Here is a 16142-nt window from a genome sequence, read left to right as displayed (position 1 = left end):
AGCCGACGCCGATTCGGGGGAAGAGGTCGGCGGCGGCCTCGTTGAACTCCACGACCCCACCCTGCCGGTCGGCGACGACCGCGGGATGGGGTGAGCGGAGCCAGGAGGTGCCCGCGGTCGCGGGCGTGCCCCGCGACCGGTCGGACTCGTCTTCGAAAACAGTCATATGCGAGGCCCCTCGCGGCGGCCCGCCACCTTCCCGCTCGACGTCACGCGACCCTCCACGGTCCCGCAGGCCGGAGAGCACATCAAGTGAAACCCGCTCTTCCGGTACACCTGGGGGTGGCACTCGACCATACCCCCACGTTCCCGGCACGCGAGCTTCACACCCGGGGCACGCTATCTCCTCGGGGGCGGGGCAGGGATCAGAACTCCCGCCATTTCACCTGACCGAAGGAGAAGACCCCGAAGAGCACGAGTCCGGCGGCCACGGCGATCAGCAGCCAGGGGCCCGCCGGGGTCTGCGCGAACGAACGGATCGCGTCGTCCATGCCCTTGGCCCGGTCCGGGTCATACGACACCGCCGCCATCACACCGGAGAACCCGAGCGCGGCGAAGACGAGTCCGCGGCTGACTCCGCCGGCCACCCCGGTCACGTCCATGAAGCGCTTCTGGGGCTTCGACATGCGCGCCCACGCGAGGTGCTTGCGGTACTTTCGCAGGGCCGCCCGGCCGCCCATCCAGAGACCCACGCCGAGGAAGCCGAGGGCGATCGCGCCGACCAGCCAGCGTCCTCCGGTGACGTCCATGAGGCGGGCCGTGATGTCGCGGCTCTGCCGGTCGGTCGAGCCCGCGCCGCTGCCCCGCTCGCCCATCGCGAAGGACAGGACGAGGAAGGCCGAGACGGCGTAGAAGACGAAGCGGCCGGCGGACAGGGCTCTCTTGTGCGGTTTGTCTCCCTTGGGGCCGGTGCCGCCGAAGACGGCCTCGGACAGACGCCACAGGGACATCCCCGCGAGGCCGATGCCCAGGGCCCACAGGAGGACGGCGCCGAAGGGAGTATCCGAGACGTAGGAGAGGGCTCCTCCCTTGTCGGCCTGTTCGTTCGAGCCCGTCATGCCTATGCGTACGGCCAGTGCTCCGATGAGCAGGTACAACAGGCCTCGTGCCGCGAAACCGGCCCGGGCGGCCATCCGGACCGGCTCTCCCCGGACCGCGTTCCCCGCCTCGGATGCCGCCATCTTCGCTGTCGTCATGTCGACTCGCTCCTCTCGGTCGACCTCCGGTTGCCCCGTCCGCGCCGTTCGAATCCACGGCCGCCGGGTTCGATCCGGGACGCCCGGTGAGGCGGGCGGGGGCGGGGGCCCGCGGGCGCGGTCGCCCGCCCGGACGCGGGCGCCGTGCGCTCAGGCGCGGGCGGTGTCGTCGGAGCGGAGAGAGAGGCGTGCCCGGACGCGCTTGCCCGTGGGTTCCGGCTCCACGGTGACGCTCTCGCACACGGCGACGACGATCTCGACGCCGTGCTGCCCGATCCGGCGCGGGTCGTGCCCGCGCGGGACGGGAGCCGCGGTCGCGCGGTCGAAGACCGAGATCTCCAGAAGCTCCTCCCGCAGCTCCAGGAGCAGCCGGCAGGGCCCGGAGGCGTGCCGGACGGCATTGGTCACCAGCTCGCTGACCACGAGCTTCGCCAGGTCGATGCGGTCCCGCGGCACGGGGTGCGGCAGGACGTCCGCGGCGGCCGCGAGGAAGTCGGCGGTGAAGTCGCGGGAGGCGCCGATGGCCCCGCCGGCGGCGGCGCTGTCGTACCCCGCGCTCGCGGACAGCTGGGGTTCCGGCACCGCGCGGTCGGCGATGATCGCGTCCGTCATGGCCCTGGGACTCCCCTCGTACGGTTGGTCAGGCGCGCTGGGCACCTCGTACACCGCCTTTCCCCTCTTCGCGGTTTTGACACCGCCCGCATCGGGAATCACGCCGACCGGCCGCGCCCCGGGGTGCCGGAGGCGCGGTTCTCAGCCCTCGCTCGCAGGGGGTTCGGGGCGTCCGTCCACGGTGCCGTGCCAGTCGAGGCAGACCACGAGGGCCGCGTCCGGCACGTCGCCGGGCGGTTTGCGCAGCGCCCGGACGACGGCTCGGGGGACGTCCGCGCAGCCGAGCCGCGCGGCCCGGGTCACGGCCCGTGCGACGGCCCGGTCCGGCACCGTGCCCGCGCCGCCGGGCCGGGGGCCGCCGGGATCCCGGGCGACGAAGACGCACCGGTCCCCGGGCAGCAGGTGCAGGCGCTGCGTCGCGTAGACGGTGTCCTCGAACATCCCGAGGGGCAGTTGGCGGTCGAGGGCGATGCGTTCGGTCGTGGTACCGCGGGTCCGCCAGAACGTCGGCGACCCCGCGTCGACGACCTCGGTCGCGCCGGTGGCGAGGTCGAGGCGCATCAGGAGGGCGGCGAGCGGGCTCGCGCCCCGGTGCTGGCCGTAGAGCGCCTGGTCGGTGAGGCTGGCCTGGCCCACCAGGTCGAGCCCGGCCCGCCGGGCGTTGCGGATCGCGTTCAGGGCGAGGGTGCTCACCAGGGCGGCGGGAATGCCGGGCCCCGCGCCGTCGGCGACCACCACCTGGAGCTCGTCCTCGGTCACGCTCCAGTCCAGGAGGTGCCCTCCCGAGCCGTAGGCGGGCTCCCAGTGGGCGTGCAGGTCGAAGGCCGGCCCGGTGCAGGCCCGGCCCGCCAGGGTGTCCGACTGCATCTCGCCGGCGAGGGTGAGAGCGTGCGTCCTGCGGGTACTGCGATAGAGGTCGGTGTGACGGTCGGCGACGCACAGGGCGTGGCCGAGCGTCTCGGCGACCCGGCCGAGGCTCTGGACGGTGGCATCGGTGGCACGGTCTCCGGGCAGCAGGACCACGAGGACCCCCAGCCGGTCACCGCGCACGGTGACCGGAAGGAAAACGGTCGCCGTGAGCCCGTCAGCACGGAAAAGATATGGTTGTTGCGTGCGGAAGACCCGACCGGCGGTCCCCGCGTCCACGGGCGCTGGCCGCACTCCGGCACGGGCCTGCACGGGCCGCACGGGCCGCAGCGACGTGAAGCCGTAGTCGATGAGCAGCAGATCGGCGGAGGACGCGGCGTACTGCTGCGTGAGACTGGTACGGAGGGAGTCCAGGAGGAGGTGTGGTGCCGCCCCGCGCAGTGCGCTTTCCACTGTCACGTGTCGTTCCACCGAGTTCGTACCGCCTTCTGGAGAGATGGGGAGATGACCGGTCCGTCGGAAGGCCGACGTCCTCGGCTCCGGACGTCCGAGGAGTGTCGGCAGCCATGAACACCAACCCCTCCCCGTCCCGGCGGGAGCGGCAGCAGACGACGGAGGCCGCCCGGGAGGTCATCGAGCTCCTGGAGGTCCTGTGGGAGCGGGGCCGGGACATGGTGTCGCCGACACCGGTGTCGGCGAGTCAGCTGCGGGTGCTGTACAGCCTGGACCGCGAGGAGGGGATCAGCCTGCGCACCCTGGGCGACCTGCTCGGCTCCGCGCCGCCCTCGGTGAGTCGTATGTGCGACCGGCTGGAGGCGCTGGGCTTCGTCCAGCGACTGCCCAGCCCCGTCAGCCGGAGGCAGTTGGAGCTGCACCTGACCGCGCACGGCAAGGCGTACCTGCGGGACCTGCGGACCCAGCGCGAGGAGGCCCTGCTCGCGGTGATCGCCGACATGTCGCCGACGAGCCGCAAGGCGCTGCTGCGGGGGCTCACCGGGTTCCAGGAGGCACTGGAACAGGACGGGCCCGCGGGCTCGTCACGTCCCGACACGCCTCTCAAGGACGTCAGTTCGGCCTGACCCCCGCGCGCCGCCGGATCCGGCCGGACGCACACCCCATGTCCGCACTTCCACCCTCCGGTGATCCTTGCCGTGTCCCACCGGGCGGCGAGCCCGATGTTGCCACAAGGATACAGTTGTCACACGGCAACTGTTGACGGGGTGCCATGCCAGTCGAGGCAGACGACGAGGGCGTCGTCCTCCAGCGGGCTGTTGCCGTGGTACGCGGTCAGCTCGCGCAGCACGGCCTGCGGTACGTGCGTGGGCGGGAGCAGCCGTGTCCCGCTGAGCGCCCGGGCCAGGGCGCGCTCCCCGTAGCTCTCCCCCTCGGGCGAGACGGCGTCGTACACCCCGTCGCTGCCGAAGAGCAGGCGGTCCCCGGGCAGCACGGAGAACCGCTCGGGCACGTAGGTGGACTCCTCGAACATGCCGAGGGGCAGCTGCGCCTCGAAGGAGACGGCCTCGACCGCGGGGCCGCGCAGCCGCCACAGCCTGGGCGAGCCGGCGTCCACGGCTTCGACCTCGCCGGTCGCGAGGTCGAAGCACAGCAGGAGCACCGACACGAAGGCGGTGCCCCGGTACTGCGCGTACACGGCCTGGTCGGCCAGGGCCGCCTGGTCCGCGAGGCCCAGCCCGGCCCGGCGGGCGTTGCGCAGCGCGTTGATCGCCAGGTTCGTCAGGAGGGCGGCGCCGATCCCCTCGCCCATGCCGTTGGTGACCGTCAGATGAAGCTTGCCGGCCGAGACGGACCAGTCGTAGTTGTCCCCGAAGATCGCGTAGGCCGGTTCCAGATGGGCGCCCATGGCGAACTCGGGGCGGGCGCACGAACGGCCGGGGAGGAGCTGCCACTGCATCTCGGCGGCGAGGGTGAGCCGGGTCGCCCGCCGCGCCAGGACGTACAGGTCGGTGTCCCGCTCGGCCACCAGGATCTCGTGCCCGAGGGCCTCGCAGACCTGGCCGAGCGCGGGCAGGGCGGGGCCGACGTCGGCCCCGGCCGGGAAGGCCGCGGTGAGGACGCCCAGCCGGTCGCCCCGCACGGTGACCGGGAGGTGGACCAGGACCCCCTCGAACCCGAGGGTCACGTGCGGCTCCTGGGCACCGAAGGCCCGCCCCTGGGGGCTGTCGTGGATCGGGACCGACGGCGCCACGCCGGGGGTGCGCTCGACGAGCTGGAGTGTCCGCAGCCCGTAGTCGGCCAGCCGGAGTTCCACCCACCGGGCGCCGTACCGCTTGCCCAGCGACGCCTCGACGACGGCCACCAGCCGGTGCGGAGCGGCGCTGCGGAGCTCCTGCTCCACGTCGGCGTTCTCGTGCACGTTCTTCCGCTTCCTTCCTACCGCGGTGCGGTCCGGGGCTCCGGACCGCACCACCCCTCGTTCATCTCGCTCCGCCGACGGCGGCGAGCGCCTCGGCCACACCGACGTGCGGCGGGATCGTGGTGGTCACCCCGGTGATCTCCAGGATGCGCCGCACCGCTGACGTCGGCGCGGCGAGGTACACGTCTCCCCCGGCCCCCCGTGCCTTGTGCACTGCTCTGATCAGGACGTTGAGGCCGGACGAGTCCATGAAGTCCAGTCCGGTCAGGTCGAGGACGATATGGGCCCGGCCGTCCCGGAGCTGATCCCCGAGACTGCCTTCGAGCAGCGGGGCGGTCTCCATGTCGAGCTCGCCCCCCAGGGACAGCACCGCTGTCCCGGCGTCGCGGATCGTGACGTCTACGGCCAGGTTCGATTCTCGGTCGGACATGTTTCCTGCTTTCCACGGTGGGGACGGGCGGTGGAGCGGACGACGGACGATCACGTGACCTTGACTCCGACCAGACACGTGTCGTCGTCCGTGTCCGACTTGCTGCGGGACAGCAGCAGGTCGAGCCGTCGTTCGAGGCTTTCGGCCGGCAAACGGGCGGCGGCCAGCAGCTGGGCGACCGACTCGGGGACCGAGGTGTCGCGCCGTTCGACGAGACCGTCGGTGTACATCAGCACGGTGTCGTCGGGTTCGAGCCGCAGCTCCGCCTCCTCGTACTCCGCCTCCGCGAGGGCGCCCAGGAGCACCCCGCGCAGCAGCGGCAGGTCGGCCGCCTCGCTCCCCCGGACGAGCACCGGCGGGAGGTGTCCCGCCCGGGCCCAGCGCAGGGTGCGGCTCTCGGGGTCGTAGACCCCGCACACGGCGGTGGCGGTGAGGTGGGCCGTGAGGTGGTGGGCGACGGTGTTCAGCCAGGACAGCAGCTGGCCGGGGCCCGCCCCGGTGACGGCGAGACCGCGCAGGGCGTTGCGCAGCACGACCATCCCGGTGGCGGCCTCGACACCGTGCCCCGCGACGTCACCGACGCACAGCAGCACCTTCTTGGAGGGCAGCACGACGGCGTCGTACCAGTCGCCGCCGACCATCGAGTCGGACTCGGCCGGGCGGTAGCGCACGGCGACGTCGAGGCCCGGCGCGTCCAGCGGGGGCTTGGCCGGGGGCATGATGGCGTGCTGGAGCTGGAGGGTGAGCCGGTTGCGCTCCTGCGCCTCCTCCTCCGTCGCCACGAGCCGGTCCCGGGTCGCCGTGAGGGCCACCTCGGTCCAGTGCTGCGCCGAGATGTCCTGGTAGGCGCCCCGGACCGACTGGATCCGGTCGTCGGCCCCCAGGGCGGGCTCGGCGATCACCCGGATGTGGCGGGTGACCCCGTCCCGGCGCAGCAGGCGGAAGGCCGCGGATCCGGCCCGGCGCTGGTGCAGTACGGAGTGGAGGAAGCGCCGGATGGCGCCGGCGTCGTCCTGGTGGGCGTGGGCGGCCAGATCGCGCAGGGAGACCGGCGGGGCCGTCTTGTCCCGGCCGAAGAGGTCGAAGAGCTGGCCGTTCCAGGTGATCTCCCCGGTGAGGACGTCCTCCTCGAAGGCCCCGACCCGGCCCAGCCGCTGGGCGTGCTGGAGCAGGTTGGCCAGGCGGGCCGACTCGTCCTCGATACGCCATATCAGGAAGACGCTGTCACCGTGCCGGCTGATGCTGATGTCGGCGAGCGAGGACAGCGGCACCTGGCCCACGAGCGCGGTCAGCCGAGTCCGCCGCGAGCGGAACGGCTCGCCCGTCGCGTAGACCCGCTCGATCCGGTCGAAGAGTTCGCTGCCGCCGGCCGTCGCGGGGTACGCCTCAAGAAGCAGTGCCCCCTCGACGGTGTTCCGGGGGCGGCCCGCCGGGTCCTGGAACAGGGCGTTGGCGTGCCGGATGCGGAAGTCGGCGAGGCGTCCCGCGTCGTCCAGGTGCGGGGTCAGGACGAGGGCCGGGTCGTGGAGTCCGTCGGCGAGTTCGGCCAGTTCCAGCGGCCCCTCCCCGCCGGGCAGGAGGGGGCGGGTCGGGCCGCCCTCCGCGGGCAGGGTCTCCAGGGTGTGGGCGCAGAGCTCGGCGAGGGCCTCGATCTGGCGTTCCACGGCCTGGGGCTGGGGCTCCAGGGGGCGGGCCCAGCAGACCTCCAGGACGCCGTGGATACGGCCGCCGGTCCCGGCGGGCACGACGACCCGGCCGCCGTCGGGGTGGCGGGCGCGGCCGATCGACGGGACGCCGGCGGCGGCCAGGGAGGGGTACCAGACCGCGCGGCGGGCGGTGAGGGCCTGGCGGGCCGCGGTGGTCACGCCCGGCGGGACGTAGTGCCAGCGGGCCGCCTCGTCGGAGCCGAACCCGGCGTGGCCGCGCAGACTGAGCGAGGCGTCCGCGCCGGTGGTCCAGATCGCCACCGCGACGGCGCCGAGCGGTTCGAGGGCGTGCGCCAGCAGCGACTCGGCGACGGACTGGGTGTCGTCGGCGCTGAGCGCCGCGCTCTCCGCCGTCCGCAGCCGGACGCCGACAGAGGCGTCGGCCCCGGCCGTGCCAGGCCGGTCGCCGGTCACCCGGAGGAAGTCGCCGGCGACCTCGGCGACCCGGTCGCGGGCCGCCTGGTTGATGATGTCCGCGGCGAGTTCCAGCTGGGAGAGCCCGGCCTGTTCGGCCAGCTCGGCGAGCTGGCGCGCCGCCTGGGCCGGCCCGCACCCCAGGCGCTCGACGATCACTCCCTTGGCGAGCTCGATCAGGGCGCGGCCCTCCGCCGCGGCGTGGGCGGCCCGCACCTCGCCGCGCAGCCGTTCCACCACGGCCGTCAGCCGGCCGGCGCCGAACGGGTCGCGCGCCGTCGGCCGGTCACCGTCGTCGGGCTGCCCGGAGACCGCGGCCGGGATCGCCCCGGGCGCCGGAGCGTCGTCCTCCGGGGTTCCGGAGGACGGGTCTCCGTCCCGGAGGTGGGGGCCACTCACGTCGAGGACTCCTGGGGTCGTGCGGCCCGGAGGCCGCCGGACGGGCGGGGGCACGGCGCGCCCGGAGGGCGCGGTGCCCGCGCCGGGGAGCGGCGCGGGCGGGAGGAAGCTGCCATGGGGGCTAGACGTCGTTCAGCCAGCGGTGGACGCAGGCGATGAGTTCGTCGGCGTCGACGGGCTTGGTCACGTAGTCGCTGGCGCCGGCGGAGAGGCTCTTCTCCCGGTCTCCGGGCATCGCCTTGGCGGTGACCGCGATGACGGGCAGCCCCGCGAACCGGGGCATCTCCCGGATCCGCGCGGTCGCCGTGTAGCCGTCCATCTCCGGCATCATCACATCCATCAGCACGAGGTCGACCTCCGCGTGCTCCAGGAGCGCCTCGATGCCCTTCCTGCCGTTCTCCGCGTGCAGGACCGTGATGCCGTGCAGCTCCAGGATGCCGCTGAGGGCGTACAGGTTGCGGGCGTCGTCGTCGACGACGAGGACCGTACGGCCCTGCAGGGTGGTGTCGATCGTCTGCGGCTCGGGGGGCCGGTGCTCTCCGCGGACCAGCGGGACGACGTCCCCGGGCTGCTCCGCGGACAGGTGCAGGGCGATCCGCTCGCGCAGCTCGTCGAGGCTGGAGAGGAGTTCGAGCGGCCGGCGGCGGGCCAGGTCCTGGAGGGTGCGCTCGTGGTCGGCGGCCAGCCGGCGGTTGTTGTGCGCGAGGACGGGCACGGTGCGCAGGGCCTCGTCGCCGTCCATGGCGTCCAGGAACCGCAGGGCGTCGCCGTCCGCCATGTCGACGTCGAGCACGACGCAGTGGAACGGCTGGGTGGCCAGGGCGGTGGCGGCCTCCTGGGGTCCGACGACGGCGATCAGCTCGACGTCGTCCCGGCCGGCCCGCCCGCCGTCGGCGAGTTCCGTCACGGCGTTCTCGGCGACGAGCGCGAGGAGTCCGCGGGGGCGGTCCTCGATCACGAGCAGCCGTCGCGTCGGACGGGCCGAGGGGTCGACGGCCCGCCGACGGGGCGCGGGGGCGTGGCCCGCCCACCCTGCCCGGGCCGGCGACGGAGGGCCTCGTGCTGCTCCCCGCCGCCCCTGCCGCCGACCCGGGCAGGGTGGGCTGCTCCGCGAAGTCGGGGCGGGTGACGGGGAGGTACAGGGTGAAGGTGCTGCCCTCGCCGGGCACGCTGGCGACCGTCAGTGCGCCGCCGAGCAGATAGGCGATCTCGCGGCTGATGGAGAGGCCGAGTCCCGTGCCGCCGTACTTGCGGTTGGTCGTCCCGTCGGCCTGCTGGAAGGCGCCGAAGATCGCCTCCAGGTTCTCGCGGGCGATGCCGATGCCGGTGTCCGTGACGCGGAAGGCGAGGACGGGGCCGCCGCGGTGCACGGTCGCCGGCAGCTTGTCGTCCGAGACCGGCTCGATGCGGAGTTCGACGCTGCCGTGCTCGGTGAACTTGACGGCGTTGGAGAGCAGGTTGCGGAGCACCTGGCGGAGCCGGGTGTCGTCGGTGACCAGGTCGACCGGGACGCCCGCCCCGGTGGAGACGGTGAAGGCGAGGCTCTTCTGCGAGGTGAGGGGGCGGAAGGTGGCCTCGACGTAGTCGAGGAGTCTGCGCAGCGCCACCCGCTCCGGGTTGAGGTCCATCTTGCCGGCCTCCACCTTGGACAGGTCGAGGATGTCGTTGATCAGCTGCAGCAGGTCGGATCCGGCCGAGTGGATGATGCCGGCGTACTCGACCTGCTTGGCGGTGAGGTTGCGGGTCGGGTTCTGGGCCAGCAGCTGCGCCAGGATCAGGAGGCTGTTGAGCGGGGTGCGCAGTTCGTGGCTCATGTTGGCCAGGAACTCGGACTTGTACTTGGAGGCCAGCGCGAGCTGCTGGGCGCGGTCCTCCAGTTCCTGGCGGGCCTGCTCGATCTGGAGGTTCTTGGCCTCGATGTCGCGGTTCTGCGTCGCGAGCAGGGCCGCCTTCTCCTCCAGCTCGGCGTTGGAGCGCTGGAGCTCCTCCTGCTGCACCTGGAGTTCCTCGGTGCGCGAGCGGAGTTCGCCGGCCAGTCGCTGGGACTCGTCCAGGAGTTCGTCGGTGCGGGCGTTGGCGACGATGGTGCTGAGGTTGACGCCGACCGTCTCCATCAGCTGCTCCAGGAAGTCCCGGTGCACGGAGGTGAAGGGGCTGAAGGACATCAGCTCGATGACGCCGAGCACCTGGCCCTCGACGACGATCGGCAGCACGACGAGGCTGCCGCGGGCCGTGTGGCCGAGTCCGGAGGAGATGGTGACGTACTCGGCGGGGACGTTCTCGGCGACGATGGTGCGGCGGCTGCGGGCGGCCTGCCCGACGAGCGACTCCCCCAGGCGGAAGCGGCTCTTGCCGGGCTCGCCGGCGGGGCGTCCGTAGGAGCCGACGAGCCCCAGCTCGACGCCGGCCGGTCCCTCCTCGGCGAGGTAGAACGCGCCGTACTGGGCGGTGACGAGCGGGGTGAGCTCGTCCATGACGAGTTCGGCGACGACGGCCAGGTCGCGGGGGCCCTGCATCAGGGCGGAGATACGCGCCAGGCTGGACTTGAGCCAGTCCTGTTCCTGGTTGGCCCGCGTGGTCTCGCGGAGCGAGCCGACCATCGCGTTGATGTTGTCCTTGAGCTCGGCGACCTCGCCCGAGGCCTCCACGGTGATCGAGCGGGTCAGGTCGCCCTCGGCGACGGCGCTCGCCACCTCGGCGATGGCGCGAACCTGACGGGTGAGGTTGCCGGCGAGTTCGTTGACGTTCTCGGTGAGCCGCTTCCAGGTGCCGGAGACCCCCTCGACCTCGGCCTGGCCGCCGAGGCGGCCCTCGCTGCCGACCTCGCGGGCCACGCGGGTCACCTCGGCCGCGAATGAGGACAGCTGGTCGACCATGGTGTTGATGGTCGTCTTCAGCGCGAGGATCTCGCCCCGCGCGTCCACGTCGATCTTCTTGGACAGGTCGCCGTTGGCGACGGCGGTGGTGACCTGGGCGATGTTGCGGACCTGGCCGGTCAGGTTGCTCGCCATGGAGTTGACGTTGTCGGTGAGGTCCTTCCAGGTGCCGGCCACGTTCGGCACCCGGGCCTGGCCGCCGAGGCGGCCCTCGGTGCCGACCTCGCGGGCCACCCGGGTGACCTCGTCGGCGAACGAGGACAGCTGGTCGACCATCGTGTTGATGGTCGTCTTCAGCTCCAGGATCTCGCCCCGCGCGTCCACGTCGACCTTCTTCGACAGGTCGCCGTTGGCGACCGCCGTGGCCACGTGCGCGATGGCCCGCACCTGGGCGGTGAGGTTCCCTGCCATGGAGTTGACGGAGTCGGTGAGATCCCGCCACGTGCCGGAGGCACCCTTGACGTCGGCTTGGCCGCCGAGGATGCCCTCCGTACCGACGTCGCGGGCCATGCGCGTGACCTCGTCGGCGAACGAGGAGAGCTGGTCGACCATCGTGTTGATGGTGTTCTTCAGCTCCAGGATCTCGCCGCGGGCGTCCACGTCGATCTTCTGGGAGAGGTCTCCCTTGGCGACGGCGGTGGCGACCTGGGCGATGTCGCGGACCTGGGTGGTGAGGTTGCCGGCCATGGCGTTCACCGAGTCGGTCAGATCGGCCCAGGAGCCCGAGACGCCCGGCACCGCGGCCTGGCCGCCCAGCGTCCCCTCCGTGCCGACCTCGCGGGCGACGCGGGTCACCTCGGAGGTGAACAGGGAGAGCTGGTCGATCATCCCGTTGAAGACCCGGGAGATCTCGCCCATCAGACCGTCGGCCTCGTCGGGGATGCGGGTGCCGAAGTCACCGTCGCGCACAGCCGTGAGTCCGGCCAGGAGCTGTCGGAGCTCGGGCTCTCCCACCGCGGCCGGACCCGGCCGCTCCCCGATCGGGGAGCCCTCGGTCGTCGTCTCAGACATGCCTCATCCTCGTCAGCCATCCGGCATTCGCCTGCGGGCCATCCGGTCACGACCTGGTGCCGCACCGCCCGCTCTCCCATGACGGCCACGGTCTCGACCGTTGCCGTACGGCAATGGTGACGACCCTACCTCTCCGTGATCGACAAGAGGAGAGCGGTGCCGGGTCAGGAGGCCGAAACCCGACACGCGACAGAGCCCGGCGCCCTCCTGCCGGAGGGTGCCGGGCTCATCGTGCCGTGGGCGATCTCACATCGGGTAGACCTCGGGCCGAGGCCGGGACGAGGACGCGGGGGGACCGCGCCGGGCCGAGGCCACGGAGCGGCCTCCCGGCGGTGGCACCGGCGGTCCGTACGCCTCCGGTGCCGGGCCTTGGCGCCCTTCACCGCGGCCCCGGCCGCGCGGGTGCTCAGGAACAGATGACCAGGGGCGTACGGCGAGCGGCGGGCTGTGGGGCGTCGCTCAGAAGGGGCGGTCGAGGAACCGGGCGACCGAGCCGCGGTCGCGCCGGCCGGACCGGCGGCCCAGCGCGTACACCACGGCGACGGCGGCGGCCGCACCGACGGCGGCGCCGGTCCGCATCGTCTCGGGCGGGCGGACGGTGCCGGTCGGGCGGACCGTCTCGGTCGGGCGGATCGCCCGCAGGGTCCCGGTCCCGGCGGATCCCGTGCGGGGCGGGGCGGCCGGGGTCTCCTCGGGCGCAGCGGCCGGGACGGTCTCGGTGCGCGGCAGCGGGAAGTGGAGCAGGGTCCCCATGGTCTCCGTGCCGTCCGCGGGCTCCTCACCCGCCGGGGCGGCGTGGACCGCGCGCCGGACCGAGCCGACACGGCCCCGCTCGGCGTACGACCCGAGGCACAGGATGGCGGCTCCACTGTTCTCCGAGGCAGTCATGGGTGCCGTCTCGCCCGACGGGGCCGCCGCAAACCTCGGAATCGACCTTGATCGGCTCCGCCGGGGAACGACTGTCCTCGCGAGGGAACGCCGAGGGCGGGGTCCGGGCCCCCTCGGACCGTACGGGGGGGGCCGCTGCGCGCCGCCCGGCGCGGACCCGTGGAGCACGGTCCGACGCGGGGCGGCCGGTCACTCCCGCATCGATTCCGTCCTCGCGGGCAGACGACTGGAACGCGTCCCATCCGGACCGGTTCACCCCCTGATGACCGGTTCGCCACTCTTCGCGGAAGGAGATCCCATGACTCGCACCGTCGCCCAAGTGATCGTCGACGGCCTCGCGGACCTCGGCGTCGGCAACGTCTTCGGCGTGGTCGGAGATGCGCTCAACCCCCTCACCGATGCCATCCGGACCACGGAAGGCATCGAGTGGACGAGCTTCCGGCACGAGGAGGCGGCGGCCTTCGCCGCGAGCGCGCACGCCCAGCTGTCGGACGGTCTCGGCGTCTGCATGGGCACCGTGGGACCCGGCTCGGTCCACCTCCTGAACGGTCTGTACGACGCGGCCAAGAGCGGCGCCCCGGTGCTGGCGATCTGCGGCCAGGTGCCGCTGTCGGAGATGGGCGGCGACTACTTCCAGGAGGTGGACAACGATCTCCTGTTCCGGGACGTGGCCGTGTTCCGGGCCACGGTGACCTCGCCCGCCCAGATGCCGAGGCTGCTGGAGACCGCCGTGCGGGCGGCCGTGACCGGCCGGGGCGTGGCCGTGCTGACCGTCCCCGGGGACATCGGCGACCAGGAGGTCGAGAACGACCGGCCCCTGCGGTTCGCGCTGCCCCGCCCGGCCGTGACCCGGCCCGACGATCCGGCGCTGGCCCAGGCGGCGGAGGTCGTCTCGGCCGGGTCACGGGTCACCCTGCTCGTGGGGCGGGGCGCCCGGGACTCCCGCGAGGAGGTGCTGCGCGCCGCCGAGCTCCTGGCGGCCCCGATGGTGCTGACGCTGAAGGGCAAGGAGGGGTTCGAGCACGAGAACCCGTACGAGGTCGGGCAGACGGGGCTGATCGGCAACCCGGCCGCCGCCCACGCCCTGGACTCCTGCGACACCCTGATCATGCTGGGCACGGACTTCCCCTACCGCGACTGGTACCCGGATGACTGCCGGGTCGTGCAGATCGACACGCGCGAGGAGCACCTGGGGCGCCGGGTCCCCGTGGACGTGGGCCTGGCCGGGGACGTCGGCGCGACGCTGCGGGCCCTGCTGCCGCTACTCTCCCCCGTCGAGTCCCGCTCCCACCTCGACGAGGCCCGCGAGCGGTTCCTGCGCTGGGAGGAGGGCCAGGCGGACCTGGCCGACCCCGCGCACGACAAGCGCCACCTGCTCGGACGGGTACGGGCGGTCTTCGACAACCGCGACGAGGAGATCCGCCCGGAGGCGCTGGCGGCCGCGGTGGACCGCCACGCGGCCGACGACGCGGTCTTCACCTCCGACACGGGGATGGCCACGGTCTGGCTGTCGCGCTTCGTGCGTATGCGCAACGACCGCCGACTCGTCGGCTCGTACAACCTCGGCTCCATGGCCAACGCGATGCCGCAGGCCATCGGCGCCCAGCTGTGGGCGCCGGACCGCCAGGTCGTGGCCTTCTGCGGCGACGGCGGGCTGAGCATGCTCCTGGGCGACCTCATGACCATCCGGTCCGAGCAGCTCCCGGTGAAGCTCGTGGTCTTCGACAACCGCCGCCTCGGCATGGTGAAGCTGGAGCAGGAACAGGCGGGGCTGCCCGAGTTCGGCACCGTCCTCGACAACCCGGACTTCGCCGCGGTGGCGGAGGCCCTCGGGCTGACCGGCATCCGCGTCACCGAGCCGGGGGAACTCGACGAGGCCGTACGCCGGGCCTTCGCCGTCCCCGGCCCGGTGCTGCTCGACGTGCTGACGAACCCCGCCGAGGTGGCCGTGCCCGGCAAGCCGACGGTGTCCCAGGGCTGGGGCTTCGCGATCGCCAAGATCAAGGAGAACCTGCCGTAGGGAAACGGCTGTACGGACACGGCTGTAGGGATACGGGCTCCGGACGGGGCAGGGCGGCGGGACGGGCCGGGGCAGCCCCGTCCCGCCGCCCCGTCCCGGCGGGGCCGTTCATCGCGTCGGCGCACACCGGGTCGACGCGGACGAGAGTGACGAGAAGGGAACGCGATGAGCAGCGAGACCCCACGAGACGCGGGCGCCCCCGGCGCCGAGGAGTCGTACGGACGGGGAGGGTGGCCTCCCGAGCGGCCCGGACGGGCCGCGGGGGCTCCGACCGCCGCGGCCGATGCCGAGGCGGACGCCGAGGCCCAGACCCGGAGCAGGGCCGCCGAACTCGTCTACCAGGGGACGGAGATCGCCGGACGGGCCACCGACCGGGTACGGGAGACGGCGAGGCACGCCGCCGGGTTCGTCCGGGAGCGCACCCACGACACGCTGCCCGACGCACCGACCCCGGCGGACGTCGTGGCGCATCTGCGGGCCGCGGCGGTCCGCGCCGGGCACGTGGTCGCCGGAGGAGAGCCGGGTCCGGTACGCGTGAGGGCCGGCCGGGCCGCGAGCGCGGCGCGCGAGCGGCCCGCACCGCTGATCGCGGGGACGGCCCTGCTCGCCGCCCTCCTCTACCTGCGCCGGGCTCGGGGAAAGCACTGACCTCTCCCCCGGTCCACGACCAGTGGGCGGTCGGCTAGGACCGGCGGGAGCGCGGGACCCCTCGCGGAGGGCGGAGGGCGGCGGGTGCGGCAGCGGTGGGCGGTTACCTGTGGGTGCGGAGTCTTGTCAGCAGCCCGCAGGGCAGGACCTGGTGCGCGAACCTCGTCGACCCTCTCGTCGAGCAGGACGCCGGCTTCGCCTCCGGGCCGGCCGTCGGCTTCACCGGGCACGGCCGGTGGAAACTGCTCGACCACGACACCCAGGGAGGGCCGCCGGTCCGGGGCGACAAGCCCGCCGCCCTCCTCCGCCGGTGTCTCTGAGGACCGGGGTCGCTGGTGCGGGCCCTGCCCCCGGCCTCGCGTCGGCGGGCCCGCCCGGTGCCGTACGCCTCAGAGCAGATCGCGCCGGTCGTCGTCCGTCGTGGTCGGGGCGACCGGGGGGACCACCATCCGGCGGCGGCGCAGGATGCTGGTGTACACGGCGGTGCCGATGATGCCGACGGCCATCAGGATCAGCCCGACCAGGTCGAGGTTGATGCCCTCGATCTCCCAGTCGGAGGCGAACGTGAGGATCGCTCCGACGGCGATCAGGATGATGCAGACTCCCAGACCCATGGTTCCTCCCTTGTCGGGTCGGACGTCACCCGCGTACCCCCGTCCTCGGCTCTCATCCACCGGCGGGGTCCCGCGCCGGTGGATGAG

The 16142-nt window shown here is 73.3% G+C and carries 12 protein-coding genes and 1 pseudogene; 4 read left to right on the top strand and 9 right to left on the bottom strand.

The genetic code is table 11. From position 1 onward, the window contains the following. Positions 1–365: 365 nt before the first annotated feature. From EAO70_RS34145 to EAO70_RS34135, 3 genes are all read right to left on the bottom strand, one after another. Positions 366–1181, bottom strand: a complete 816-nt coding sequence (locus EAO70_RS34145; protein WP_261993185.1) for a DUF1206 domain-containing protein — start codon at positions 1179–1181, stop codon at positions 366–368. Between the two features lie 165 nt (positions 1182–1346). Then, a complete protein-coding gene (locus EAO70_RS34140; RefSeq protein WP_148006697.1) occupies positions 1347–1808 on the bottom strand; it encodes an ATP-binding protein in 462 nt (153 codons plus the stop codon). Between the two features lie 141 nt (positions 1809–1949). Next, positions 1950–3134 carry a PP2C family protein-serine/threonine phosphatase gene (locus tag EAO70_RS34135; RefSeq protein WP_261993180.1) on the bottom strand — a complete coding sequence of 395 codons (1185 nt, stop codon included), beginning with the start codon at positions 3132–3134 and terminating at the stop codon, positions 1950–1952. 107 nt (positions 3135–3241) lie between these two features. Between EAO70_RS34135 and EAO70_RS34130 the strand changes: the two genes are divergently transcribed. Further along, positions 3242–3754: a MarR family winged helix-turn-helix transcriptional regulator gene (locus EAO70_RS34130; RefSeq protein WP_148006696.1), complete on the top strand. Its 513-nt coding sequence runs from the start codon at positions 3242–3244 to the stop codon at positions 3752–3754. 119 nt (positions 3755–3873) lie between these two features. Here EAO70_RS34130 and EAO70_RS34125 read toward each other — a convergent pair whose 3' ends face one another. The 5 genes and pseudogenes from EAO70_RS34125 to EAO70_RS34105 all read right to left on the bottom strand — a co-directional run bounded on the left by EAO70_RS34125 (position 3874) and on the right by EAO70_RS34105 (position 12773). Continuing rightward, entirely contained in the window at positions 3874–5049 is a 1176-nt protein-coding gene (locus tag EAO70_RS34125; protein WP_148006695.1) for a PP2C family protein-serine/threonine phosphatase, read from the bottom strand. Positions 5050–5110: 61 nt separating this feature from the next. Next, the gene (locus EAO70_RS34120; RefSeq protein WP_148006694.1) at positions 5111–5479 is read right to left on the bottom strand and encodes an STAS domain-containing protein; all 369 of its coding nucleotides are present in this window, start codon (positions 5477–5479) and stop codon (positions 5111–5113) included. 50 nt (positions 5480–5529) lie between these two features. Beyond that, entirely contained in the window at positions 5530–7998 is a 2469-nt protein-coding gene (locus EAO70_RS34115; RefSeq protein ID WP_148006693.1) for a SpoIIE family protein phosphatase, read from the bottom strand. A 121-nt stretch (positions 7999–8119) separates the two neighbouring features. After that, a pseudogene (locus EAO70_RS34110) lies at positions 8120–11885 on the bottom strand (HAMP domain-containing protein). Between the two features lie 459 nt (positions 11886–12344). After that, positions 12345–12773, bottom strand: coding sequence for a hypothetical protein (locus tag EAO70_RS34105; RefSeq protein WP_148006692.1), 429 nt, complete (start codon positions 12771–12773; stop codon positions 12345–12347). Between the two features lie 298 nt (positions 12774–13071). On the opposite strand from EAO70_RS34105, the gene EAO70_RS34100 reads away from it, so the two are divergent. The 3 genes from EAO70_RS34100 (at position 13072) to EAO70_RS34090 (ending at position 15761) form a co-directional block, all read left to right on the top strand. Continuing rightward, positions 13072–14793 carry a thiamine pyrophosphate-dependent enzyme gene (locus EAO70_RS34100; protein ID WP_148006691.1) on the top strand — a complete coding sequence of 574 codons (1722 nt, stop codon included), beginning with the start codon at positions 13072–13074 and terminating at the stop codon, positions 14791–14793. A gap of 165 nt (positions 14794–14958) precedes the next feature. Continuing rightward, a complete protein-coding gene (locus EAO70_RS34095; protein WP_148006690.1) occupies positions 14959–15441 on the top strand; it encodes a hypothetical protein in 483 nt (160 codons plus the stop codon). Between the two features lie 95 nt (positions 15442–15536). Continuing rightward, positions 15537–15761 (top strand): hypothetical protein, encoded by a 225-nt coding sequence (locus EAO70_RS34090; protein WP_148006689.1) that lies wholly within the window; start codon positions 15537–15539, stop codon positions 15759–15761. A 69-nt stretch (positions 15762–15830) separates the two neighbouring features. Here EAO70_RS34090 and EAO70_RS34085 read toward each other — a convergent pair whose 3' ends face one another. After that, on the bottom strand, positions 15831–16055 hold the full coding sequence (locus tag EAO70_RS34085) for a DUF6458 family protein (protein ID WP_148006713.1): 225 nt from the start codon (positions 16053–16055) through the stop codon (positions 15831–15833). Positions 16056–16142: the final 87 nt, after the last annotated feature.

This window comes from Streptomyces sp. adm13(2018), assembly GCF_008042145.1.
Lineage (GTDB): Bacteria > Actinomycetota > Actinomycetes > Streptomycetales > Streptomycetaceae > Streptomyces.
The sequence above is the reverse complement of the archived record's forward strand: the minus strand, read 5'-3'. Positions and strand labels throughout refer to the sequence as shown.